The organism is Halosolutus sp. YCN4 (assembly GCF_059736495.1).
In genome coordinates this window covers 980,017-1,001,765 of record NZ_JCASSM010000001.1, presented here as the reverse complement: position 1 = coordinate 1,001,765, position 21,749 = coordinate 980,017, and the positions used below count along the sequence as shown (strand labels likewise).

Below are 21,749 nucleotides of genomic sequence, written 5' to 3'. Positions count from 1 at the left end.
GTTATTGCTGGATACGTGGATCGAGGTGGCTGTACGTGAGGTCGACGGCGAGGTTCACGAGAGTGAAAAGCAGCGCGAACGTCAGCACGATACCCTGGACGACCGGGTAGTCGCTGTCGCTTATGGCTTCGACGAGAGTCGTCCCGACACCGCCGATTCCGAACACCGTCTCGGTCAGCACCGCACCGCCGAGCAGGGTGCCGAACTGGATCCCGATGACGGTAATGACCGGAATGAAGGCGTTCCTGAACCCGTGTTTCAGAACGGTTATCCTCGCGCCCTGTCCCTTCGCGCGGGCCGTCCGAATGTAGTCCTGCCTGACGACCTCGAGCATCGACGAGCGCATCATCCGTGAGATGAGCGCCATCGAATAGACGCCGATCGTTACGGACGGCAGGAACATGTGGTGTACGGCGGACAGCCACGCGTCCAGTCGACCGAGCAACAGCGTGTCGAGAAGGATTATTCCGGTCAACGGGAGTTCCTTCCCGAACAGCGTCCACGTGTCCGGGAGGAAGATCGTCGATCCGATTCGGCTCCCGGCCGGGAAGAGTCCGAGGTACGCGGAGAAAAACAGGATGAGCAGCGGCCCCGACCAGTAGATCGGAACCGAAATCCCGGTGAGTGCACCGATTCGGGTGAGGTGATCCGTGAGCGAGTCCTGCTTTACGGCCGAGAGCACGCCCAGCGGGATACCGAGCATGATCCCGATCGCCTGGCCGTATAGCGCTAGTTCGATGGTGACCGGAAAGCGTGTCGCGATGACCTGTCGTACCGGGTTCCCCTGGGAGACTTGGTACGATTCGCCGAACTGGAATTGTGCGGCGTCGAGCAAGAATCGCACGTACTGAACGTATAGCGGATCGTTCAGCCCGAGGCTCTCGCGCACCGCTTCGACCTGTGACGCCGGTGCCCGTTGCCCGACGATGAGGCGGGCCGGATCGCCCGGTGAGAGATGGAGGATGGCAAACACTAACGACGCCACCCCGAACAGCACCGGGACGAGCAACAACAACCGCTTCAAGACATACCGCTTCGAGACCATGTTGTGAGACGAAGTAAACGTATTCCGGATCGGATAAAATGCTTGTTATCCGTTCCCGGCCTCACCGAATCAGTTCAGTGAGACCCGGTTGAGGAAGGGGCCGCCGACCGACGTAATCGTGTACGAGTCTTCTGCGACCGCCTCGTTCGCGGCGCGCAGGGTCTGTGCGTAGTCGATGAACACCCACGGCGCCTCCTCGTTGGCAAGTGCGCTCGCCTCCTCGTAGAGTTCCTGGCGAGTGGCCTCGTCGTAGGTGGACTGTGCCTCGCGGACTATTTCCATGTACTCGGTGTTCGCCCACGCGGACACGTTGAGCGTACTGTATCCTTCGGTGTCGAAGCTAACCCAGTCTTGGTCCTCGGGGACCGCCTCCAGGTCAACCTTCGGGTCGAGGAGGACGTACATGAAGTTGTCCGGATCGGCGTTGTCGGTGTACCAGCCGAGGAAACACGCGTCGTGGCGGCCCTGATCGGTGTAGTCGAGGTACGAACCGAACTCCGAGAACTGGTTGATCTCGACGGTCATCCCGATGTCCTCGAGATCGGACTTGACCTGGTTGGCCGTATCGATGGGGCTGGGATTGTACCCGCGAGGGTTCGAGAACGTGGCCAGTTCGAACTCGAGGCCGGTCGCGCCGGCCTCTTCCAGCAGCGACTCCGCCTCGTCCTTGTCTTGCGGGTACGGGTCGAGGTCGTCGTTGTGCCCCATCACGTCCGGCGGAAGCGGCTGGCTGGACTGGGCGGCGAACCCTTGGTAGATGTCGTTGACGATCGCTTCGGTGTTGATCGCAAGGCTGACGGCCTTGCGCACGTTTTTGTCGCGGAACTCCTCGACGCGCTCCATGTTGAACGCCATATAGCCGGTGTTGATGCCGTTCTTCGAGAGCAAGGTCGCCGTGTCCGCGTCGTCGGCCTGCTGGGAGGTCTGGGAGTCCAGGTTGTCGGTGATGTGCGAGTCACCGTTGATCACGTCTTGGACGCGCGTGGAGTTCTGTCCGATGGTCTTGAACACGACTCCGTCGACGTTCGGTCCCTCGCCCCAGAAGTCGCCGTTGGCGGAGAGTTGGACGCGCTCGTTGTCGTTGTCGAGTTCTTCGAACTCGAACGCGCCGGTACCCTTCGGATCCAGGCCGAGTTCCGTCTGATCGTCCAGCGACTCGATCTGGGCCTTCGAGAGGATGGCCGCCGCGAACATCGCCAGGTTACGCAGGAACGGCGCGTACTGCTGGGTCAGTTCGATCGAGAGTTCGTAATCGGAGTCGACCTCGACGCTTTCGACCCAGTTGCCGAACGTGAACGGACCGTATCCGGACCGGTCATCACCGAGGTAGTACTCGTAGTCTTCGTCGATGAACCGGCGGACCGTCGCGCGGACGTCCTCCGCGGTGAAATCTTCGCCGTTGTGGAAGGTGACGTCCTCGCGGAGCGTGAGCGTCGCCGTCGACCCGTCGAGGCCATACTCCGTCGCCAGTCCGTCGATGAGTTGGCCGCCGCTGCCCGGCTCGAACTTGATGAGCTGGTCGAAAACCTGATTCGTGACCTTCGCGACTTCGCCGCTGGTCGTCTGTTGCGGATCGTAGTTCTCCGGGTGGTCACCCCGAGCGTAAATCAGCGTTTCGCCACCATTGCCGCCACTTAGCGAGTCGATACACCCTGCAGTCATCGTGGTCGCTACGGAGGCTCCCCCCGCTGCTTTCAAGAAGCTTCGCCGATCGATATCGCGTGGCATGCCCCGTCGTTTGCTGTAGATAACTTATAAATATATCGGAAAGTAGACTCAGTTTATAAAACCAGTACGGTACTAGTCATCGACGAGGTGGCATGCCGCCCGATGGTGTCCCTCGCCTCGATCGGGCTCCTCGCGCTCGCACGGGCTCTCGAACCGCTCTTGCAGTAGTTTCGTCGCACCGTCCCAGTCGCCGTCGACGATGTGCTCGCAGGCCCGCCTGACGACGTCACCGACCTCGCCCGCCGGCCGCTCCTCGAACTCTCGGTCGAGCAGGCGCTCCACGATGGCGTCCGACGATCCGCCGTCGGTAGCCGCGACAGTCACCCGTTCGCCCTCGTCGGGAGCGGTCTCGCGAGCCACGTCGACCTGTATATCGCGGTTCTCGACGCGCTCGCGGAAGTCCATTGCCGCCCGGTAGCTCTCCTGATCGGTCTGGAGGTCGTCCGGTGGGATGATCTTCGGACAGCGGGTCCGGAAACTGCACCCCGAGGGAGGGTCGATCGGGCTTGGGACGTCCCCTTTGAGGATGATCCGCCCTTCGGTCTCCGCCAGCGGATCCGGTCGGGGTATCGACGACAGCAGTGCCTGTGTGTAGGGATGTTGCGGATCCTCGAAGAGTTCGGTCGTCCTCGCAGCCTCGACGATTTTCCCCAGATACATGACCGCGACGCGATCGCAGATGTGTCGAACGACACTCAGATCGTGTGCGATGAACAGGTACGTCAGGCCGAACTCCTCCTGGAGGTCCTCCAGGAGGTTCAGGATCTGTGCCTGGACGGATACGTCGAGCGCCGACACCGGTTCGTCAGCGACGATGAAGTCGGGATCCACCGCGAGCGCCCGTGCGATGCCGACACGCTGGCGCTGCCCCCCGGAAAGTTCGTGGGGGTAGCGATCGATCTGGTCCCGCGAGAGTCCGACGGCGTCGACGAGTTCGAAGACGCGTTCCCGTCGGAGACGGTTCTGCGACCAGGCGACCGACACGGACACTTCGAGTTCCGCACTCCGCTCCGTCACGGACGCCTCAAGTCCGGCCGGGAGGTCGACCTCAACCGTCCGGTCGTCGTCGTCCGGTCGACGCACCGTCAACGGAACGCGGGCAGTACCCGCCTCTGCGTCGACGATCACGTCCACGTCGTCGTCCAGGTCCACGGTTACGTTATGGCCGGTTTCGTTCGTCACGTCGGCGACGGGTCGGACGTCCGGGTCGGACTCGGGGAGGCCGTGTATCTTCAGCGGTTCGGTTATCGTCTGCCCGACGGTCATCCGCGGGTCCAGCGACGACAGCGGGTCCTGGAAGATCATCTGGAGGTCGCGCCGCTTCGCGCGGAGATCGTCGCCGTCGAGCCCGGTCAGGTCGTCGCCCGAGAAGACGACAGTACCGTCAGTCGGTTCGAGCAGTCGGAGGATCGTCTGCCCCGTCGTCGACTTCCCGCACCCGGACTCGCCGACGAGTCCCAGGGTCTCCCCCTCGTAGATGTCGAACGAAACGCCGTCGACGGCTTTGACCGTCTGTGGCTCCGTCGCGAGCCACTCGTCGAGCACGTCGTCCGCCCGCGAAAAGTGCTTGCGGAGTCCGTCGACGTGCATCAGCGGCTCCCCGTCGAACGTCTTCGACTCGGCTGACACCTCCGGTGCGTCGGCCCCGTACTCGCTCTCGTCGAACGATTCGAGGATACACTTGGCGGCGTGATCGACGTCGTCCGGCCCGTGCTGGAGGTTCGGTATCTCTCCGGCGGTGCACTCCTGGGTCGCCCACGGACAGCGCGGCGCAAAGTGGCACCCCTCGGGCATGTCGATGAGATCCGGGACGTTCCCCTCGATGGGGTAGAGGCGATCCGCGTCGTCCTTGGGAATCGACTCCAGTAGCGCGTACGTGTACGGGTGCGAGGGGTTGTGGAAGATTTCCTCGACCGGCCCCTCCTCGACGATTTCTCCGGCGTACATGACGGCGACTCGATCGCAGGTCTCTGCGACGACGCCGAGGTCGTGTGTGATGAACAGGACGGACATGCCAAGGTCCTCCTGTAGTTCGTTGATGAGGTCGAGGATCTGGGCCTGGATAGTGACGTCGAGTGCGGTCGTCGGCTCGTCCGCGACGAGCAACTGGGGCCGGCACGCGAGCGCGATGGCGATGAGCACGCGCTGGCGCATTCCGCCGGAGAATTCGTGGGGGTACTCTTCCAGTCGTGCCTCGGGTTCGGGGATACCGACCGCGTCGAGTATTTCGACGACATCGTCGATCACCTCGTCCGAAATATCGGTGCCCGGGAACGCCTCGCGGACCGCGTTCAGCCACGAATCCTTCCGCTTGCCACCGTATCGGTGCAACTGCAGGCTCTCGGCGACCTGCTCGCCGACCGTCATCGAGGGGTTGAGCGACGTCATCGGGTCCTGGAAGATCATGCTCATCTCCCCGCCCCGAATGTCGCGCATCACGGTCTCGGGCGCGTTCGAAAGATCGACGGCGCCGTCGGTAACGAACTGGTTCGCGTAGCCGGGGTACTTCTCGCCGAGACGATCGGCGAGGTCGGGATCCCGGAGCAACACCTCGCCGTCGACGACCTCACCCGGATCGTCGATGAGTTGCATCGCCGAGAGAGCGGTTACGCTCTTGCCCGATCCGCTCTCGCCGACCAGTCCGACGGTCTCGCCCCGTTCGATGGTGAGGTCGATCCCATCGACCGCTTTTACCACGCCGCGTTCCGTGCGAAACTGCGTCCGAAGGTCGGAAATCGATAGGAGATCAGTCACTATGTGGTGAGGTGTACTGACGGATAATAACTTTTCGTATGTCACAAATCGGTATCCGACCAGCGATCGGCCGCCTCGCAGGGTACCCGAGCAGAAGACTTTTTATCGGTGGCTTCCCGGGCCGAGTGTATGGACGAGTTCGAGGACGCCGAAACGGTCGAGACCGTCGCGAACCGGGTTACGCCGGCGTGGGATCGGGTCGTCGAGGACATGGCGGCGACAGCCGACGCGTACCGGGAGGACGGCTGGAACGCGATCGAGTGCCACCCCGGCGACGTCACCGCCGTCGGCGACCAGGACGTCCAGCGCGACGACGCTCGTACGGGCATCGACGTCCTCGTTCCCGACGACGAGTTCGAGCGCGCCGCCGCGGCCGTCGACGGATCCGGCGAGTTCGACGAGGTCGACGTGTTCCGGGCCGAGGAAAACGGCGTCGTCTTCTTCGTCGCCGCGCTCGAGAACGACGTCGCCGAAACCGTCATTCTCGTTCCGGGGTACTACGACGTCCGGAGTTCCCGAGCGTTTCTGGAAACGATCGAGCGCGAGGGGGAACTCCACCTCCACGTGCGACCACTCGACCGGCACCGGGTGCTCACGTTCGCACAGGACCCTGCTCCGTTCGTTCCGACCGAGCGCTGAGCGTCCGCCACGAACGATCGGCAGACGCCACGGCCGGCAGGTGCGCGGAGACAACTTCGCGGGAAAATCAGTTTCGCTCGGACGCCGCCGTGGACTTCTCAACCCCTCGTCCGCCCACGCTGTGGCAGCGGCGACCGACAGTGGCCCGTCGGCGAGTGTACGAGGTCGCGGATCCCCTCGGAGTGCTCCCGGCAGCGACCGCCACCTCCAACTCTTCCCGACGCGCGTTCATGCGGAGCACACGAAGTAGGTCGTGAGCTGACACGACGGAAATCGGCCGCTGAATCCGCTATACGGCCCGGTAGCCGGACGAATCGATTCTCACCCGCGTAATTCTGCCGAAGGTTTAAATCATCTTCACGACGTAATTGGACCATGGCCGCTCACGGCCGGCCCGCCCTGCGGGATCTGTTCGACGAGTCGCCCACGCCGCACATCGCCCACCCCCCTCGCACCCATCACCGTGACTTCTACGTCGCTACCGACGGGTCGTTCCGGGACGCGGGCGGTGGACTGGGCGCAGTCATTGAAACGCGCGACGGCACCCGCGTCGCACGCGTCGCGACTACGGACACGCCGCCGGACAACAACGTTGCCGAGTACCGGGCGCTTCACCTGGGACTCGACGTCCTCGCCGCTCGCGCACCGCGAGACGCGAGTATCGGCGTGCTCGTCGACCACGACGCGCTGGCCAGCAACGTCAACAACGTCGTCCTCGCGGCGAGCCACCCGGACCGGTCCCCGCCACAGCGTGTCTCGGTCCCCGCCGCGACGCGGAACCACTGGCGAGGCATCCAGGCGCGACTCAGTACCTTCGAGGAGGTCCGTGCCGCCCGGATCGCCAGCGACCAGAATCCCGCACACCCCCTGGCGAACGCGCCGACCCGGTACGAGCACGTCAACCGCGAACCCGACCGCTGTGTCCTCCCCGAACCGCCGGCGTCGACCGGTGCGACGGAGTTCCCGCCGCCATCGCGCGCCGATCGGAACGGGAGCGGCGGCGGCCGGGCGTCCGACTAGTCCCGCCTGTCACCGCCGGCCGGTCGCGCTCGACCGGAACCGCTATCGTTATTTCGTCGCTCCAGAGAGTCGTCTCCGATGAGTCTTCGCGTCGCCGTCGCCGCGCCGTTCGTCCAGAACGGCACCCGACGCCTCCGGGAGAACGAGTTCGTCGTCGCGCTCTCGCTCGATCGAGACTGGTTCTCGCCCGACCAGGCCCAGCGTCTGATCGACATCGCGACGCGGGAGTCCCTGCTCGAACCCGACGGCGACGAACTCGAACTCGCGTTCGATCCGACGGCCGTGACCGTCCCCGACGACTTCGTCCCGGACGAGGACCTCCTGCAGGAGCGATCGGCCTTCGAACGGGTCCTCGACGCGCTCGTCGCCGAGGGACTCGAGAAACAGGAGGCGGTCGGCGCGATCAACGCGCTCCAGGGCGAACTCGGACTGACGATCGAGGCCGCCGCCGTCGTCTACGCCCGCCGCGAGGGCGTCGACGTGGACGACCTCGCCCCGGTCGCCCGGTCGGCGCTGACCGAAGACGGTTAACCGCTCCCGCACCGATCGATCGCTATGGTCGAGGAACGGATTACCGACGGCCGGCGAATCGCCGAACTCCTCGCGTCGGAACTCGACGGGCGCGACGACGGCGTGCTCGATCGGATCGCGGTCACGAACGCCGATCGAGACGTCGAACCGACGGCCGACGGGGCGCGGGCGTACGACGTCGTGGTGCGGACGGCCGCGGACGAATCGGAAGCCGAGACCGACGAGCGCCTCGCGCGTGCGTTCGTTCACGACGACCGCGCCCACCTGGAGTTCGAGGCGGGACAGGACGCGGCGGTCGAGGCCGCCGAGGCGGCCGACCTGCGCGTCAGGCCGAAGGCGACCGACCCGCCGAAGACGCTGGTGTTCGTCGAAAGTGGCGCGGCCGTCAAACGAGCGAGCGACGTCGTCCAGGCGGTGACGCGATCGCTCACCGACGGCGACTAGTGCGGTATTACCGGTGTCCGTCGGCGTTGCTATGGATCCGAGAGAAAGACAGCAAAACCGGTCGTCGTTCGCGGGATCGATCGTCCGGATCGGTCAGTCGGCGCTGTGAAGCGGCATGAACGCGCAGTTCGGACAGCCGTTGTGTTTCGTCGTTCGGTAGTGTAGTGCTGTTCCACATTCACTACAATTGTAGTGATCCTCTGTCATCACCTGACCGAAGATCGGGGACGCTCATATGCGTTTCGTGGGTGGTGGTCACGAATGTGCTGGCGACCGCGCGGCACCGCTACGTCGAGTCCTCGAACGAGTCGAGAATTCGCGGCACGGCCGTCGCCACCTCGGACTGTTCGACGTGTGCGATCGCCCGCGGGTCGGGGGTGGGCCCGTCGGGGCGGAGCACCTGGATGGCCGCCATGTCTGCGTTGGTCGCCCCGTAGACGTCCGCCTCGACCTCGTCACCGACGTAGACCGCGTCCGCAGGATCGATCCCGAGTTCCGCCGCGATCGCCTCGAACGCGCGGGGGTCCGGTTTGCCGGCCTCGAGTTCGCCGGTGACGAGCGCGGCGTCGAAGGCGTCCTCCCAGCCCAGCGTCTCGAGTTTGTCCCGCTGGGCGAGGACCGGGCCGTTGGTCAGGAGTCCGACCCGATACGTCTCGCGGAGCCGATCGAGCATGTCCTCGACGCCGGGAAGGGATTCGAGTGCCGACGCGATCGTCTCGCGGTACTCGCGCGCGAGATCCTCCGGATCGGCGTCGCTGTCCCGATCGGCGAGCAAGTCCTGGAAAATGGGCGCTCTGGTCTCCCGGGTCAGGTTCCGGCGGTGGGCCGCGAGGTAGTCGTCCCGGGTGAGGTCGGGCGCGTCGGCGGCCTCGGTCGCCTCCGAGAGGATCGTGGCCCGATCGCGGCGCGGAACGGCGAGGGTGTAGTCGAGGTCGAAGACGACCGCCCGTGGCATAGACGTGAGAGGGGTCTCGACGCGTTTGAAGGTATCCCTTCGGTCCGGCCCGCCGGATCCCTCGGAATCCGGTTCACTCCTCGGCCGGCCGGGCGGAGCCGACGCGCCTGCGCTCGAGCCACGACACGGCGACGGGTTCGAGCCGATCGGAGTACTGCATGAGCGACGTGCCGAGGACGCTCATCACGAGGACGTAGCCGACGGTGAACGCGTAGATCGTCTCCGCCGTCTCGGCCGGGATCCCGCTCCCGGCCCCGGAGAGCGCGAGGCTCGCGATGATCAGGGAGAACTCGCCCCGGGTAGCCATCCCGAGGCCGACCCGGAGCGATCGGCGGTCGTCGAGGTCGTAGATCTTGCCGCCGAGGAATCCGCTGACGAGTTTCGTCGGCGTCGTGAGAACCACCGCGGCGACGATCATTCCGAGAATCGAGAGCGTGAACAGCCCCGGATCGGTGACGAGTCCGATCCAGAAGAAGAAAACTGCCGCGAAGGCGTCCCGGAGCGGCGAGAGCAGCCGCTCGAGGTCGTGGACGTGATCGGTCGCCGAAAAGGCCATCCCGACGAAGAACGCGGCGACGGCCTCGCTGACACCGAGTGCGAGCGCAGCGCCAGCGACGAGCACCGTCACGCCGAGCGCCCGCACGACGACGAACTCGTTGGAGTCGACCTCGAGAACGCGCTGGAAGAAGCCGGTCCCGAACGCGACGAGCGCGAGCAACGCGACGATGAACCCGATCGCGACCGCGATCTGGCCCGCGGCCTCCCCGAGGTCCCCGCCGCCGAGAACGAGCACCGACGCGATCGCCAGGTAGACCGCGATGAACAGGTCCTCGTAGACGAGCGTGCCGAGCATCGGCTCGGACTCGGCGTTGGCGATCCAGCCGAGGTCGATCAGCGACTTGGTGATGATCGCGCTCGAGGAGATGTAGACGATGCCTGCCACCAGGAAGGCCGCGAGCAGCCCGCCGAAGAGGAGATAGCCGACGACCAGTCCGATCCCGAAGTTGAGCGCGAGGTCGACGGTGCCGGCCTTGCCGATCCGGTCCCTGCTCTCGAGAAGCCGTTCCAGATTGAACTCGAGGCCGAGAAAGAACAGCAGGAGGACGATCCCGATCTCGGCCCCGACGACGACGAAGTCGGTCTCGCCCAGTGCGAGTCCGCCGATCGTCGCCAGAAGGTCGACCCCGCCGATCGTCGCCTCGGGAACGGTGACGGCGAAACCCCCGATCCCGACCTCGCTGCCGGCGAGTGCGGGGAGTTCGCCGAGCACGTTCGACCCCAGCAGGATTCCGACGACGATGTAAAACGGGATCACCGACTGGTCGACCCGATTCGCGAGAAGTCCGGCGACTGCGACCGCGGTAAAGAGGACCCCGACGTCGACGAGCGCCGTTTCAGTAGCCACTAGTACTCACCTCCGACAGGCACGATCGTCTCGATCACTCTTCGACGTCCTCACCGAGCAGCCGCTCGAACTTGGTGCAGTCCTCCCGATCCCCGATCACGACGACGGTATCGCCACTCTCGAGGATCGTCTCCGGCGGCGGTGCCGACACCAGTTCGTCGTCGCGCTGGATCGCGACGATCGAGACGCCGGTCCGCTCGCGAACCCGCGCGTCGGCGATGCTCTGGCCGGCGATCTCCGCGTCCTCGGTCACGCTGTACCACTCGATGAACGTGTCCTCGGCCAGCAGGGTCTCGACCTCCTCGGTCTGGACCGGCTGGAAGTACGCCCCCTCGAGAATGGTGCCGATCTTGCGGGCGAGCCGATCGGACGCCTCGAACAGTTTGTCGCCGTCGGCGTCCGCGTTCGCCTTCATGTAGATCTCCCGCTTCCCCGTATTGTGGGTCACGATGACGAGTCGTCTGCCGTCGTCGAGTTCGACCTCGAACTTCTTCCCGACGCCGGGGAGGTCGCTCTCGTAGATGGTCATACACGAGAGAGCGGACTGTGCGATATTAAAGGACGTGACACCGGTGTGTATTCCGACAGGTCCGGTGGCCGTCGATGCCCGTCCCGGATTCGGTTCGAGCCGATCGGAGACGACCCGGCCGCGCCGTCGAGCGACTACTCGGCCAGCCCCTCGATCAGGAACTCCGCGGACGCGAGGTTCGTCGCCAGCGCGGTGTCGTGGACGTCACAGATCCGCAACAGGGCCGAGATGTCCGGTTCGTGAGGCTGGGCCCGCAACGGATCGCGCAGGAAGACGATCCCGTCGAGCAGGTCGGCCGCGACCTCGGCCCCGATCTGGAGGTCCCCGCCGAGCGGCCCCGACTCCTTGCGTTCGATCTCGAGATCCGTCTCGTCTACCAGGCGCTGGCCCGTCGTCCCGGTCGCGAGCAGGTCGTACTCCCGCAGCTGTGCTTCGTGATTCTGCGCGAACTCGATGAGGTCCGGCTTCTTCTCGTCGTGGGCGATCAACGCGACGCGCGTCATACCCCTGCATTCTCGTCCGGGGAGAAAACAGTAGGCCTCGATCGACACGAACTGCCGCAGTCGAACGCTTTTCCCGTCTCCCGGTGCGAGTGCGCCCGTGACAGACTGCAGTGCACACCACGTCGGCGTCACCGTGAGCGACCTGGAGGAATCAGTCGCGTTCTACCGCGACGCCCTCGGACTCGACGTCCGCGATCGGTTCGAGGTGTCCGGCGAGGCGTTCGCCGACGCCGTCGGCGTCGACGGCGCGAGCGCCCGGTTCGTACACCTCGACGCCGACGGGATTCGACTGGAACTCGTCGCGTACGACCCCGAGGCGCGCGAGTCGCCGGCCGCGGGGCTCAACCAGCCCGGCGCGACGCACGTCGCATTCGCGGTCGACGACCTCGACGCGTTCTCCGACGGGCTCCCGGACGACGTCCCGACGATCAGCGAGCCACGAACCACCGAGACCGGCACCTCGATCGTGTTTCTCCGCGATCCCGAGGACAACCTGATCGAAGTGCTCGAGCGCTGAGGGGCGTCACACGGATTGCTGTGCTGTCCGTCCGCTCCGGCACACCCGCGGCCCGTCTGCGAGCCCGCCGGAACAATGGTACCGCAATCCGTCTCAGTTGAGGATACTCACCCGCGTGCCCGCGGCTCACTGGCACGCGAGCGTCGATCGAACCTGCTCGACCTCTCCCTCACAGTTCGAGCAGACGTGTTTCTCGGCGGCGATGTAGACGACGGCGCAGGTCTGGCAGTGAAAGAGATTGCCGACGGAGGGTGCGGACGAATTCGCCCGTTCGGAGCCGTCTCCGCGATCGGTCGCGTCGGCCGTACCCTCGGCCCCGTCGGGGCCCGGCCCGAGCGTCGATCGAACGCGGTCCCGGAGTCGATCGAGTCGGGGAAACGACGACAGCCGCTGGTCGAGTTGCATACCGTGAGCGTCGTCGATGAGCAGGAAGTAGGTACTGTCTAAAGAATTTGGAGGGAGACTGTGATTCACACCCAGGAACCGGTCGGGCGGAGTGACGATCGGACCGGCTGACGGCCGGCCGCCGGCGGGCAGTACTCGATCCGGAGCAGCGCGGATAGCAACCTTTTCGACCGTCGGCCCGCCACTCGGGGCATGAACTTCTTCGATCGCCTGCACGATCGGATCCGCACGGTCGACAGCGTCCTGAGCGTCGGACTCGATCCCGATCCGTCGCGCATTCCGGACCACCTCCGGGAGCACGACCTCCCGCGGTGGGCGTTCAACCGCCGGATCATCGACGCGACCCACGAACACGCCGCCGTGTTCAAACCCAACGCGGCCTTCTACGAGGATCCCGACGGGTGGGCCGCCCTGGAGGAGACGATCGCGTACGCCCACGGGAAGGGCGTCCCCGTCCTGCTGGACGCCAAGCGGGCGGACATCGGGAACACGACCCGCCAGTACGCGTCGATCCTCGAGACGGTCGACGCGATCACGGTCAATCCCTACATGGGTCGGGACTCGCTCCAGCCGTTCCTGGCGAACGAGGAGGCCGGCGTCTTCATCCTCTGTCGTACCTCCAACCCCGGCGGCGAAGATCTGCAGGACCTCGAACTCGCGAGCGGCGAGGCCGTCTACGAGCGGGTGGCGGCGCTCGCGGACCTGTGGAACGAGAACGACAACGTGGGACTCGTCGTCGGCGCGACGACCCCCGACGAACTCGAGGAGATTCGCGAGCAGGTTCCCGACCTTCCCTTCCTCGTCCCCGGCGTCGGGGCCCAGGGCGGTGACGCCGAGGCCGCGATCGAGTACGGCCTCGCAAACGGCGTCGGCCTCGTCAACTCCTCGCGCGGGATCATCTTTGCGGGTGAAGACGCGGGCGAGGAGTTCGCGGGGGCGAGCGAGCAGGCGGCGAAGCGGCTGAAACGACGGCTGAACCAGTACCGCGAGTAACCGACGCGAACACGGACGGCGAGGCGATCACCCCTGATTTTCGGGAGCCGAACAGTCGACAGCGACGACTCGGCCCGCGAGCCGATCGTCGACGATCCGGTCGAGGATCTCGACCTCGATCGGATCCGCCGGGGGATGCTCGTCGAGGCGGTCGAGTCCCTCGACCACGGCGATATCCAGCGGACTGGCGCCGTGTGGATGCGTGGCGACGAGGCGGCCGTCTCGCTCCTCGACGTCGAGACAGAACGTCTCGCCGACGGCCAGCGACTCGCCGAGCAGGTCGCGGATCGACGTCACGGGCGACGCCCTCGTGGACGGTCACTCGTCAACACGGTTCAGAACCGGTGAACGTCGACGTCGTCGTCCTGGTCGGGGTCGGGCCGGGCCTGTGCGGCACAGTCGGTACACAGCCCGTCCCCGGCCTCGTAGTGGACCTCACAGACGAGGTTCCCGCAGTTGGCACACTGATGTTCGGCGGGGCGGGATTCGCAGATCTGGCAGAGCCCGCTGATACTCATGCTGCCGGCTACGGTCTCGAGGGGCTTGAAAGCGGGCCCGGCACGCCACTCTCGGCTCGGTGGTGACCGCGATCGTAGTCGGCAATGGCCGATTACGCGGCGGGTTCGAAACCCCGCTCCCGGGCACTACTGTGTCATTCGTTGACAACGGACGGGAAGGCTTTTGCCATGTGAGGCGCTACCGGGCGATATGAGCCGTGACCGGGCTCTCCTCGAGCGAGCCCTGGACCGTGGCGAACAGGACGGTGGCAACGTCGAGTTCAAGGAACGCCTGCTACGTGACGTCCACCTCGAGGGTGGGCGACGGGAGAGTCTGGCTGCCCAGCTCCGACACCGGCTCCTGTCCGGAGACGGCGAGGCGACGTACGTCGTCGGTGTGACGGACGACGGCGGACTCGCCGGCATCGATCCCGACGAGTTCTCCGAGTCGATGGACGTGCTCTCCTTGCTCGCGGAGGAGGCCGACGCGCACATCGAGGACGTACAGACGTGGGGGGTCAAGGACGGACTGGTCGGCGTCGCGACCATCCACGACGGGGCCGTCCTCGAAACCGACGACGAACACGTCGTCGTCGGCACGGCCGGCCACGTCGACCACGGGAAGAGCACGCTCGTGGGCTCGCTCGTCACCGGGAAGGCGGACGACGGCGACGGCGCGACCCGCGCGTTCCTCGACGTTCAGCCCCACGAGGTCGAGCGCGGCCTCTCGGCCGACCTCTCCTACGCCGTCTACGGTTTCGACGACGACGGTCCCGTTCGCGTGCGGAACCCGAACCGCAAGGCCGATCGGGCCGAAGTCGTCGAGGAGGCCGATCGACTCGTCTCGTTCGTCGACACCGTCGGCCACGAACCGTGGCTCCGGACGACGATCCGCGGGCTCGTCGGCCAGAAACTCGACTACGGGCTGCTGGTCGTCGCCGCGGACGACGGTCCCACGCGCACGACGCGGGAACACCTCGGCGTCCTGCTGGCGACCGACCTGCCGACGATCGTCGCGATCACGAAGACCGACGCCGTGAGCGACGAGCGCGTCGAGGAGGTCGAGCGCGAGGTCGAGCGCCTCCTCCGGGAAGTCGACAAGTCGCCGCTGCGGGTCGCCCGCCACGGCGTCGACGCCGCCGTCGAGGAGATCAACGAACGGGTCGTCCCGATCGTCGCGACCAGCGCCATCACGATGGACGGTCTCGACACCCTGGACGAACTGTTCGATCGGCTTCCCAAGACGTCACAGGACACCGGCGAGTTCCGGATGTACGTCGACCGGAGCTACTCCGTGACCGGCGTCGGCGCCGTCGCCTCGGGGACGGTCATGTCGGGCGAGGTCGAGACCGGCGACGAACTCCTCATCGGCCCGATGCCGGACGGGCGCTTCCAGAACGTCGAGGTCCGATCGATCGAGATGCACTACCACCAGGTCGACCGGGCCCAGGCGGGCCGAATCGTCGGCATCGCCCTCAAGGGGATCAAGGAGAGCGCGATCGAGCGCGGCATGGTCCTCCTCCCGGCCGACGCGGATCCCGACCCGGTCCGGGAGTTCGAGGCCGAGGTCATGGTCCTGAACCACCCCACCCGGATCGGCGACGGCTACGAACCCGTCGTCCACCTCGAGACGATCGGCGAGGCGGCGGCGTTCTACCCCGAGGGTGGACGCCTGCTGCCGGGCGATACGGGCAACGCCACCGTCCGGTTCAAGTTCCGCCCGTATCTCGTCGAGGAGGGTCAGAAGTTCGTCTTCCGCGAGGGCCGTAGCAAGGGCGTCGGAACCGTCACCGACGTCTCTCCCGTCGACTGATCCGCGCGGCCCAGCCTCGCTTCCGTCGACTGCTCGTTCAGCGTCGCTTCCGTCGATCGATCCACCCGGCCCGACGGGACGGGCCACCGTTCTCCCCGTTCGCGTTCAGATTTGTAGCCGATCGCCGTTCGGCATCGAGAGCGTCCCGATCCCGACGGGGCGGATCCCGGTGACCGTCCCGCCGAGCGTGACGGCGTCGGGGTGCATGAACAGCACCGTGTCGTCCGGCATCGAGACGTCCGTCCGGATCTGGCGATCGAGGAACGGCGGGGACTCGACGGCGACCCCGTCGCCGAGCAGTCGGCGCTCCAGTTCCCGGCGGACGTTCGGACTCATGTAGAACTCGCACGAGGACGGGTCGGTTCGCTCCTCCAATCCTTCGAACAGTCGCCTGCAGACGGTGATCGGCCCGTCGCCGTCGACGGTCACGATCGCGGTCCCGACCTCGGGGGCCGATCGGACGCCCTCGACGACCGCCTGGAAGTTGATCGCGCGGTCGGTCATCGACTCGCACCTCGCAGCGGGCGGCCAAAAGTCGGCCGATCGGCACTCACCACGAAAGCGTCTCGAGGCCGGCGAGCGTCTCGACCGTGTGGTCCGGCGCCGGATCGGGCGCCTCGGGAATCCGGTCTTCGTGGGGAACCCACACCGATCGGAGCCCGGCGGCCCGCGCACCGGCGACGTCCGACGACAGGGAGTTTCCGACGTGGACCGCCCGCTCCGGCGGCGTGTCGAGCGCGTCCAGCGCGACCGTGAACGGTTCGGCGGCCGGCTTCGGCGCCGTGTCGTACCCGCCGTAGACGATCGTCTCGAACGCGTCCGCGAGGCCGATCGCCTCGAGTTTGGTCCGTTGCATCCCGGGTGCGCCGTTGGTGACGAGACCCAGTCGGTAGCGATCGGTCAGGGCCTCGACGGCCTCACGCGCATCGGGGAGGAGGTCGACGGCTTCCTGATCGCGCACGGCGGCGAACTCGTCGGCGACCGCGCGGCCGGTCTCGCGGTCGTGGCCGGCCTCGACGGCGAGGTCCGCGAAGCACCGTCGTCGGAGATCCTCGACGTCCGTACTCTCCGCGAGGTAGTCGCCGTACAGGTCGTGGTAGTCCTCGAGCGCCCACAGCGGGGCGACGCCGGCGCGGTCGAACGCCCGATCGAGCACGTCCGCGCTCGGCTGGCTGTAGGTACAGAGCGTCTCGTCGAGATCGAAGCAGATCGCGTCGACGTCACCGGTCACGGTCGACTCTTCGTGTAGAAGCGACAAAAATCCCGACGCGCGAAGACGAGCGCGGACACTCGGCGATCCGGGGTGGCGCGAGAGACGCGCCGCTACAGGTCGAACGAGTCGGCCAGCAATTCCTCGTCGGTCTCGCCGTGGACGTACGTCGGGCCGCCGAGGACGTCGATCGTCACCATCCCGGGCGCGAACAGGTCCGCCGGGACCTCGCCGAACTCCCAGTCGAGATCGTCGAAGATCTCGCCGAACGGTCGGCCGTGGTCGTCGGCGACCGTCGACGGGACGTCGGCGAAGACGTCCGAATCCTCGCGAACCGTCAGGTGGGCCCGCCCGCCGTAGGCGATCGCGTCGTTCGTCCGGGCGATCGCCGTCTGCTCGTCTTCCGCGACCGGTGCGACCGGCGCGCGTCCCGTCGCGGAGACGATGTCGATCGGATCGTAGCCCAGTTCCGAGAGCCGGAAGGTGGCGAGTTCGGCCGCCCGTGCGGCGTTCGTGATCGACCCGACGAGGCTCGCGCTCCGGTAGGCCAGTAAGAAGACGCTACTGGGCTCGACCTCCGCGAGGTCGGCGACCTGTTCGGCGGCGGATTCGGGGGGCAACTCGTCCGTTTCGACGGCGAGTGCGGTCAGGTCGAACGCGTCCGTGTAGCCGACCCGCCGGAACTCCTCCTCCTCGGCGACCAGCGCGCGGGCCGGTCCGCTCCCCAGCCCCTCGAAATCGTCCGTCGTCAGCTCCCAGCCAGCCTTCTGGGAGCACAGCAGCGACAGCGCCGGCTGGTCGGTCGTCAGTTCGACGAACGGGATCGGGGTCCCGTCGATTTCGCCGAGATCGTGGCTCGGCGTCGCCATCCCCGCCGTCTGGATCTCGGTCAGCAGGAGTCCCGCCTCGACGCCGCCGTCGAACTCCACCCCGAAGTCCAGCACCGTCGCCTCGTTCTCGAGATCGTACCCCCCGACGTTCAACTCCTCGGCGTACTCGAGGGCTTCGTCGACCAACTCGATCGCCATCCGGTTGAGACTCTCCATGTCCCAGCCTTCAGCGGCCGCCCTAAAACAGTTTGTCAGTTCGTCGCGGTTCCACGATCGGCCGATCGGCCTCGACGCCGCCGTCCGTCCGACCCGCCGGGCTTGCCTCGCCGTCGATCGCTACGCGGAGACCTCGTACCCCGCGTCCTCGATCGTCGTGGCGATCGTCTCCTCGTCGACGGCGGTCTCGTCGTGTTCGACGCGCACCTGGTCGGCTTCGTGGTTCGCCGTGACCGACGAAATCCCCTCGAGTGCCTCGAGCGCGTCGGTGACGTTCTGTTCGCAACCGTCACAGGCCATGCCGGTAACATCGAGTGTGGTCTGTTCCATGGGCGCGGCTACTCACTGGTCCGGATTGAGCGTTTTGTTCTCGGAAAACGGCCCCGTCGGGCGGAACCAGGGGCGTCGTCCACCCGCCGATCGCCGACGGTCGTTACTCGTTGCTGGTCGGCTGGCGGCCGAGTTTCTCGGCGACCGCGTCGACCTTCGCCTGGGCGGACGTCTCGCGCGATCGCTTGTCGTCGATCTTGAGCACGGTGCTCACCCGATCGCCGTCGACGGCGTCGTGGGCGGCCTGTGCGGCCGCGAACAGTTCGTCCGTACTGTCGGCCTCGATCACGGTCCCCATGGGATTCGTCTCGTACTCGACGTCGTACTCGTCGAGTGCCGCGACGGCTTTCGCGACCTCGCCCGCCATACTGTCTTCGATCACCGGTGCGACGCTCAGCAGTGCAACGACGGTCATAGCAGATTGTGAGGGCTCCGAGCCCCTAAATCCGCCCCTTGCCAGCGAATTCGCATCCGTCACTACGCGTCGATCGACTCGCGAAAACAGAACCAGACGGGCCGTTAGGGCCGCGACCCGGACGGCGGGTAGATGATGACGTCGCCGTTCGCGTAGACGAACACCTCGTGTTCGAGGGCCGTGAACGCGACGTGACCGCCCGATCGGTCGGTCCCGTCGGCTTTCTTGCCGAAGATCCGGTCCAGGGCGTCCGGATCGACGCTGTCGTAAAGCGAGAACTCACCCTGCGAGACGTCGGTCTCCGCGATCGACGCGAGCGCGTGGACGATCGTCGCGGTGATCGTCGCCGTACCGTCGCTGTCGTGGTGGAAGACGTAGCGGTCGTTCGTCTGGTCGTACTGGTAGTCGCCCGTGTCGTCGTCTGTCAGTTCTGTATGCATAGGAGGAAATGCGGTTCAATCGTCGATTATATCGTAGCCTCTCGGAGTATAAAAGTCGATCGCAGGCGGATATTGGTAAACAAATGTAAGTGAATGCCTCGTCGAATGGTTCGAACGTACAAACTGTTTCGTCCCGTTCGACGCTGTGCGACCGCCGCCGGCTCTACCCACTGGTTGTCGTAAGCGCACGTTATCCCCGTGAACGATGCCGACCGACGCGACCCACCGATCGGTCGACTGGGGTTGAACCACGCCCAGACGTGCTCGCTTCGCTGCGCGTCTGGTCTGATTCAAATCCAGAACGATTTCCGTCACTCACGGACTTGTTCGGGACAGAAGTGCGCTGGCTGGGATTTGAACCACGCCGAGACGGTCCGGGTCGCTCACTCCGTTCGCTTCCCGGGCTGCGACTCGTCTACTTCAAATCCGAGAACGATCTTCACCGAACAGACGACTCGCTCCGCTCGTCGTTGTTGTTCAGTGAAAATGCGCTGGCTGGGATTTGAACCCAGGTTGTGACCATGGCAAGGTCACGTGATACCACTACACTACCAGCGCCCTGTTGCACTTACACCTAATTCGGGATGGATGTATAAGGGTTGCGAATCGTATCAGGCGTGGGGGTGCAGGGCGTACCACACGATCGATTCAGACGATACTTCCTCTCCTGCGTTTCTAGGCCCCAAGAACGTTCGAAATGTGGTCACAACGCCGATCGAATCCCGATCTTTCGAATCGATCGCCCCTCGTTCGTTCCACGTGGTAGATGAGTGCGGTCAGGTTGACGCCGGGATCACGTCGATCGCGCCCGGGTCACTCTCGACCGATCGGGAAACGAAACGTCTGGACGATCTGTCGTGATCGTCCTCTCGCTGTCTTTCCCCGGTGTTAGGTGTATCGGAAATTCCGATCGAACACACGTCTTAATCACGTGTGCTCGGGCGAGACAACCGACGGTCTCTCGAACGTTGAGCTACTGTTAGATCTTCGGCTTGGATGACACACCTCTCAGAAACAATCATGAAATCTACAGTATATGGCGGGCGCTAAACGAAAGCGAGAGGACGCGTATCCCAGTTAGCGACGATTTAGAACGAGTACACGCTGTCTACGATCTGGTTAGTGTAATTCTTACTATAATTCTTCTCGATTAGATTCGGGTACAGTCTGGCAACTAGTATGATGAAAAAATGGATACCTGGCAGGAAGCGAGCGGCGGTACTGGTTGCGGTTCTCCTCATTGTAGTAGCGGGGATAGGCATGATTACGCTCGCGGGCGTTACGGCCGACAATCCGTTCATAGAGAACGTATCTGACAGTAACACGGACACCTCCAAAGCCTCCGGAAGCGAAGATACCACGGACGAGGAGGCTCCCTCGGCGGACGAAGAGAACTCGACGACGTCACCACCCACGCCAACCGAGTCCGACTCTGAGGCGCCGGAGTCCGACCCTGAAACCTCGGAGTCCGACCCTGAAACCTCGGAGTCCGACCCTGAAGCCTCGGACGATCAACTCGAGGATCGGCCAGAGGTCAACTTCGTTCCGGATGTTAGAGAGCTCAATATTTCAACAGAAGTGTTTGATGAGTCTAGCCCTGACGTCGAAGACGGTTACGTAACCCCGGGCGAACATAGACTTCTGCGATTTGATATACTCACTTACAATGTGGGAGACGCGGATGCCGAACTGGGCAGTCCGGAGGACCACCCTGATCAGTTCGTACACTCGGACTCTCACGATCACGCGCATCTAGATGGGTTCAATAAATATACTCTATTTGACGAATCGGGCGACGAGATGGGCGTGGGAAAGAAACAGCCATTTTGTCTTATGGATGTCGAGCGAATGCCGTCTCGCCCAAACGCCAGTAGTAGTCCCCAGTTCGATTGCGATAATCAAGGGATTAGTGCCGGGTGGGCTGACGTGTACGACTCGTCTCTCCCCGGTCAGTATCTCGTTATTGACTCACTCCCCGACGGGGAGTACACGCTTCAAGCCAGGACGAACGCCGACCGCACGATTGTCGAGAATTGTTACGATGATAACACCGTTCGGGTTGGCATTCGTATCAACAACGATACCGTCACGGTGACCGATCCCCCGGAAGACCACTTATTTAGAGCGTCTGATTGCTGAAGACGTCACTTCCCTTGTCGCTCTTCTGTAGCGTAGCGGAACCATCCGAGTGTCGGATACGCCTCCGATGACGGCGTCCACACAAACCACGTAGAACGTCTCCGGTTGCTGTTATAGCCGAGGTCGGGGAAAATTTCGCGGCCTCTTCAATCCGCCTTGGTGTAGAGTACTATATCCGACGCACTCATTTGCTACCATTCAAACCATTTCGATATCAGATCCAGACGGACGATACCCTGGACTGCTCGGTTTCGATCGGATGAGCAACGATCCGTTTCCCAGCCATTCGTAAATGCGACCTGTGCGTGCACGTTCGACGACTTGCGTTACCGACTCCCTATGTTCCGTATTACCACGATTTCTGACGCGAGAGGCGATCACGTACTCGATC

At 64.8% G+C, this 21,749-nt stretch carries 24 protein-coding genes and 1 tRNA gene; 8 read left to right on the top strand and 17 right to left on the bottom strand.

Annotation, left to right across the window (positions count from 1 at the left end):
* Position 1: 1 nt before the first annotated feature.
* The 3 genes from AC6I6X_RS04980 to AC6I6X_RS04970 all read right to left on the bottom strand — a co-directional run bounded on the left by AC6I6X_RS04980 (position 2) and on the right by AC6I6X_RS04970 (position 5,527).
* Entirely contained in the window at positions 2 to 1,045 is a 1,044-nt protein-coding gene (locus tag AC6I6X_RS04980) for an ABC transporter permease (RefSeq protein WP_497929390.1), read from the bottom strand.
* A gap of 69 nt (positions 1,046 to 1,114) precedes the next feature.
* Complete coding sequence (locus tag AC6I6X_RS04975) at positions 1,115 to 2,773, bottom strand: ABC transporter substrate-binding protein (RefSeq protein WP_497929389.1); 1,659 nt, start codon at positions 2,771 to 2,773, stop codon at positions 1,115 to 1,117.
* A gap of 72 nt (positions 2,774 to 2,845) precedes the next feature.
* The gene (locus AC6I6X_RS04970; protein ID WP_497929388.1) at positions 2,846 to 5,527 is read right to left on the bottom strand and encodes an ABC transporter ATP-binding protein; all 2,682 of its coding nucleotides are present in this window, start codon (positions 5,525 to 5,527) and stop codon (positions 2,846 to 2,848) included.
* A 129-nt stretch (positions 5,528 to 5,656) separates the two neighbouring features.
* Here AC6I6X_RS04970 and AC6I6X_RS04965 point away from each other — a divergent pair, with 129 nt between their 5' ends.
* The 4 genes from AC6I6X_RS04965 to AC6I6X_RS04950 all read left to right on the top strand — a co-directional run bounded on the left by AC6I6X_RS04965 (position 5,657) and on the right by AC6I6X_RS04950 (position 8,161).
* Entirely contained in the window at positions 5,657 to 6,166 is a 510-nt protein-coding gene (locus tag AC6I6X_RS04965; protein WP_497929387.1) for a DUF7529 family protein, read from the top strand.
* 375 nt (positions 6,167 to 6,541) lie between these two features.
* Positions 6,542 to 7,186, top strand: coding sequence for a ribonuclease H family protein (locus AC6I6X_RS04960; RefSeq protein ID WP_497929386.1), 645 nt, complete (start codon positions 6,542 to 6,544; stop codon positions 7,184 to 7,186).
* Positions 7,187 to 7,264: 78 nt separating this feature from the next.
* Positions 7,265 to 7,717 carry a DUF2240 family protein gene (locus AC6I6X_RS04955; protein WP_497929385.1) on the top strand — a complete coding sequence of 151 codons (453 nt, stop codon included), beginning with the start codon at positions 7,265 to 7,267 and terminating at the stop codon, positions 7,715 to 7,717.
* A 24-nt stretch (positions 7,718 to 7,741) separates the two neighbouring features.
* Complete coding sequence (locus AC6I6X_RS04950) at positions 7,742 to 8,161, top strand: DUF7993 family protein (RefSeq protein WP_497929384.1); 420 nt, start codon at positions 7,742 to 7,744, stop codon at positions 8,159 to 8,161.
* Positions 8,162 to 8,447: 286 nt separating this feature from the next.
* Here AC6I6X_RS04950 and AC6I6X_RS04945 read toward each other — a convergent pair whose 3' ends face one another.
* From AC6I6X_RS04945 to AC6I6X_RS04930, 4 genes are all read right to left on the bottom strand, one after another.
* The gene (locus AC6I6X_RS04945; protein ID WP_497929383.1) at positions 8,448 to 9,116 is read right to left on the bottom strand and encodes an HAD family hydrolase; all 669 of its coding nucleotides are present in this window, start codon (positions 9,114 to 9,116) and stop codon (positions 8,448 to 8,450) included.
* 73 nt (positions 9,117 to 9,189) lie between these two features.
* Positions 9,190 to 10,521 carry a cation:proton antiporter gene (locus AC6I6X_RS04940; protein ID WP_497929382.1) on the bottom strand — a complete coding sequence of 444 codons (1,332 nt, stop codon included), beginning with the start codon at positions 10,519 to 10,521 and terminating at the stop codon, positions 9,190 to 9,192.
* A 34-nt stretch (positions 10,522 to 10,555) separates the two neighbouring features.
* Positions 10,556 to 11,050 (bottom strand): cation:proton antiporter regulatory subunit, encoded by a 495-nt coding sequence (locus tag AC6I6X_RS04935; RefSeq protein WP_497929381.1) that lies wholly within the window; start codon positions 11,048 to 11,050, stop codon positions 10,556 to 10,558.
* Positions 11,051 to 11,184: 134 nt separating this feature from the next.
* Positions 11,185 to 11,553, bottom strand: a complete 369-nt coding sequence (locus tag AC6I6X_RS04930; protein WP_497929380.1) for a methylglyoxal synthase — start codon at positions 11,551 to 11,553, stop codon at positions 11,185 to 11,187.
* Between the two features lie 97 nt (positions 11,554 to 11,650).
* Between AC6I6X_RS04930 and AC6I6X_RS04925 the strand changes: the two genes are divergently transcribed.
* Complete coding sequence (locus AC6I6X_RS04925) at positions 11,651 to 12,070, top strand: VOC family protein (RefSeq protein ID WP_497929379.1); 420 nt, start codon at positions 11,651 to 11,653, stop codon at positions 12,068 to 12,070.
* A gap of 126 nt (positions 12,071 to 12,196) precedes the next feature.
* On the opposite strand, the gene AC6I6X_RS04920 is transcribed toward AC6I6X_RS04925, so the two are convergent.
* The gene (locus AC6I6X_RS04920; protein WP_497929378.1) at positions 12,197 to 12,475 is read right to left on the bottom strand and encodes a hypothetical protein; all 279 of its coding nucleotides are present in this window, start codon (positions 12,473 to 12,475) and stop codon (positions 12,197 to 12,199) included.
* Between the two features lie 192 nt (positions 12,476 to 12,667).
* Between AC6I6X_RS04920 and pyrF the strand changes: the two genes are divergently transcribed.
* Complete coding sequence (pyrF, locus tag AC6I6X_RS04915) at positions 12,668 to 13,468, top strand: orotidine-5'-phosphate decarboxylase (RefSeq protein WP_497929377.1); 801 nt, start codon at positions 12,668 to 12,670, stop codon at positions 13,466 to 13,468.
* Between the two features lie 27 nt (positions 13,469 to 13,495).
* Here the strand turns inward: pyrF and AC6I6X_RS04910 are convergent, their stop codons facing one another.
* Together AC6I6X_RS04910 and AC6I6X_RS04905 are read right to left on the bottom strand one after the other, a co-directional pair.
* The gene (locus tag AC6I6X_RS04910) at positions 13,496 to 13,765 is read right to left on the bottom strand and encodes a hypothetical protein (protein ID WP_497929376.1); all 270 of its coding nucleotides are present in this window, start codon (positions 13,763 to 13,765) and stop codon (positions 13,496 to 13,498) included.
* Between the two features lie 38 nt (positions 13,766 to 13,803).
* Positions 13,804 to 13,986, bottom strand: coding sequence for a hypothetical protein (locus tag AC6I6X_RS04905; RefSeq protein ID WP_497929375.1), 183 nt, complete (start codon positions 13,984 to 13,986; stop codon positions 13,804 to 13,806).
* Between the two features lie 190 nt (positions 13,987 to 14,176).
* Here AC6I6X_RS04905 and AC6I6X_RS04900 point away from each other — a divergent pair, with 190 nt between their 5' ends.
* The gene (locus tag AC6I6X_RS04900) at positions 14,177 to 15,778 is read left to right on the top strand and encodes a GTPBP1 family GTP-binding protein (RefSeq protein ID WP_497929374.1); all 1,602 of its coding nucleotides are present in this window, start codon (positions 14,177 to 14,179) and stop codon (positions 15,776 to 15,778) included.
* 105 nt (positions 15,779 to 15,883) lie between these two features.
* On the opposite strand, the gene AC6I6X_RS04895 is transcribed toward AC6I6X_RS04900, so the two are convergent.
* The 7 genes from AC6I6X_RS04895 to AC6I6X_RS04865 form a co-directional block, all read right to left on the bottom strand.
* Complete coding sequence (locus AC6I6X_RS04895; protein ID WP_497929373.1) at positions 15,884 to 16,282, bottom strand: hypothetical protein; 399 nt, start codon at positions 16,280 to 16,282, stop codon at positions 15,884 to 15,886.
* A 46-nt stretch (positions 16,283 to 16,328) separates the two neighbouring features.
* Positions 16,329 to 17,009, bottom strand: coding sequence for an HAD family hydrolase (locus AC6I6X_RS04890; protein WP_497929372.1), 681 nt, complete (start codon positions 17,007 to 17,009; stop codon positions 16,329 to 16,331).
* A gap of 92 nt (positions 17,010 to 17,101) precedes the next feature.
* On the bottom strand, positions 17,102 to 18,034 hold the full coding sequence (gene mch, locus AC6I6X_RS04885) for a methenyltetrahydromethanopterin cyclohydrolase (RefSeq protein WP_497929371.1): 933 nt from the start codon (positions 18,032 to 18,034) through the stop codon (positions 17,102 to 17,104).
* A gap of 120 nt (positions 18,035 to 18,154) precedes the next feature.
* On the bottom strand, positions 18,155 to 18,364 hold the full coding sequence (locus tag AC6I6X_RS04880) for a heavy-metal-associated domain-containing protein (RefSeq protein WP_250141669.1): 210 nt from the start codon (positions 18,362 to 18,364) through the stop codon (positions 18,155 to 18,157).
* 103 nt (positions 18,365 to 18,467) lie between these two features.
* The gene (locus tag AC6I6X_RS04875) at positions 18,468 to 18,779 is read right to left on the bottom strand and encodes an MTH1187 family thiamine-binding protein (protein WP_497929370.1); all 312 of its coding nucleotides are present in this window, start codon (positions 18,777 to 18,779) and stop codon (positions 18,468 to 18,470) included.
* A gap of 104 nt (positions 18,780 to 18,883) precedes the next feature.
* A complete protein-coding gene (locus AC6I6X_RS04870) occupies positions 18,884 to 19,219 on the bottom strand; it encodes a HalOD1 output domain-containing protein (RefSeq protein WP_497929369.1) in 336 nt (111 codons plus the stop codon).
* 487 nt (positions 19,220 to 19,706) lie between these two features.
* Positions 19,707 to 19,777 (bottom strand) — tRNA-Gly (locus AC6I6X_RS04865).
* Between the two features lie 621 nt (positions 19,778 to 20,398).
* Between AC6I6X_RS04865 and AC6I6X_RS04860 the strand changes: the two genes are divergently transcribed.
* Positions 20,399 to 21,358 (top strand): lysyl oxidase family protein, encoded by a 960-nt coding sequence (locus AC6I6X_RS04860; protein ID WP_497929368.1) that lies wholly within the window; start codon positions 20,399 to 20,401, stop codon positions 21,356 to 21,358.
* Positions 21,359 to 21,749 lie beyond the last annotated feature (391 nt).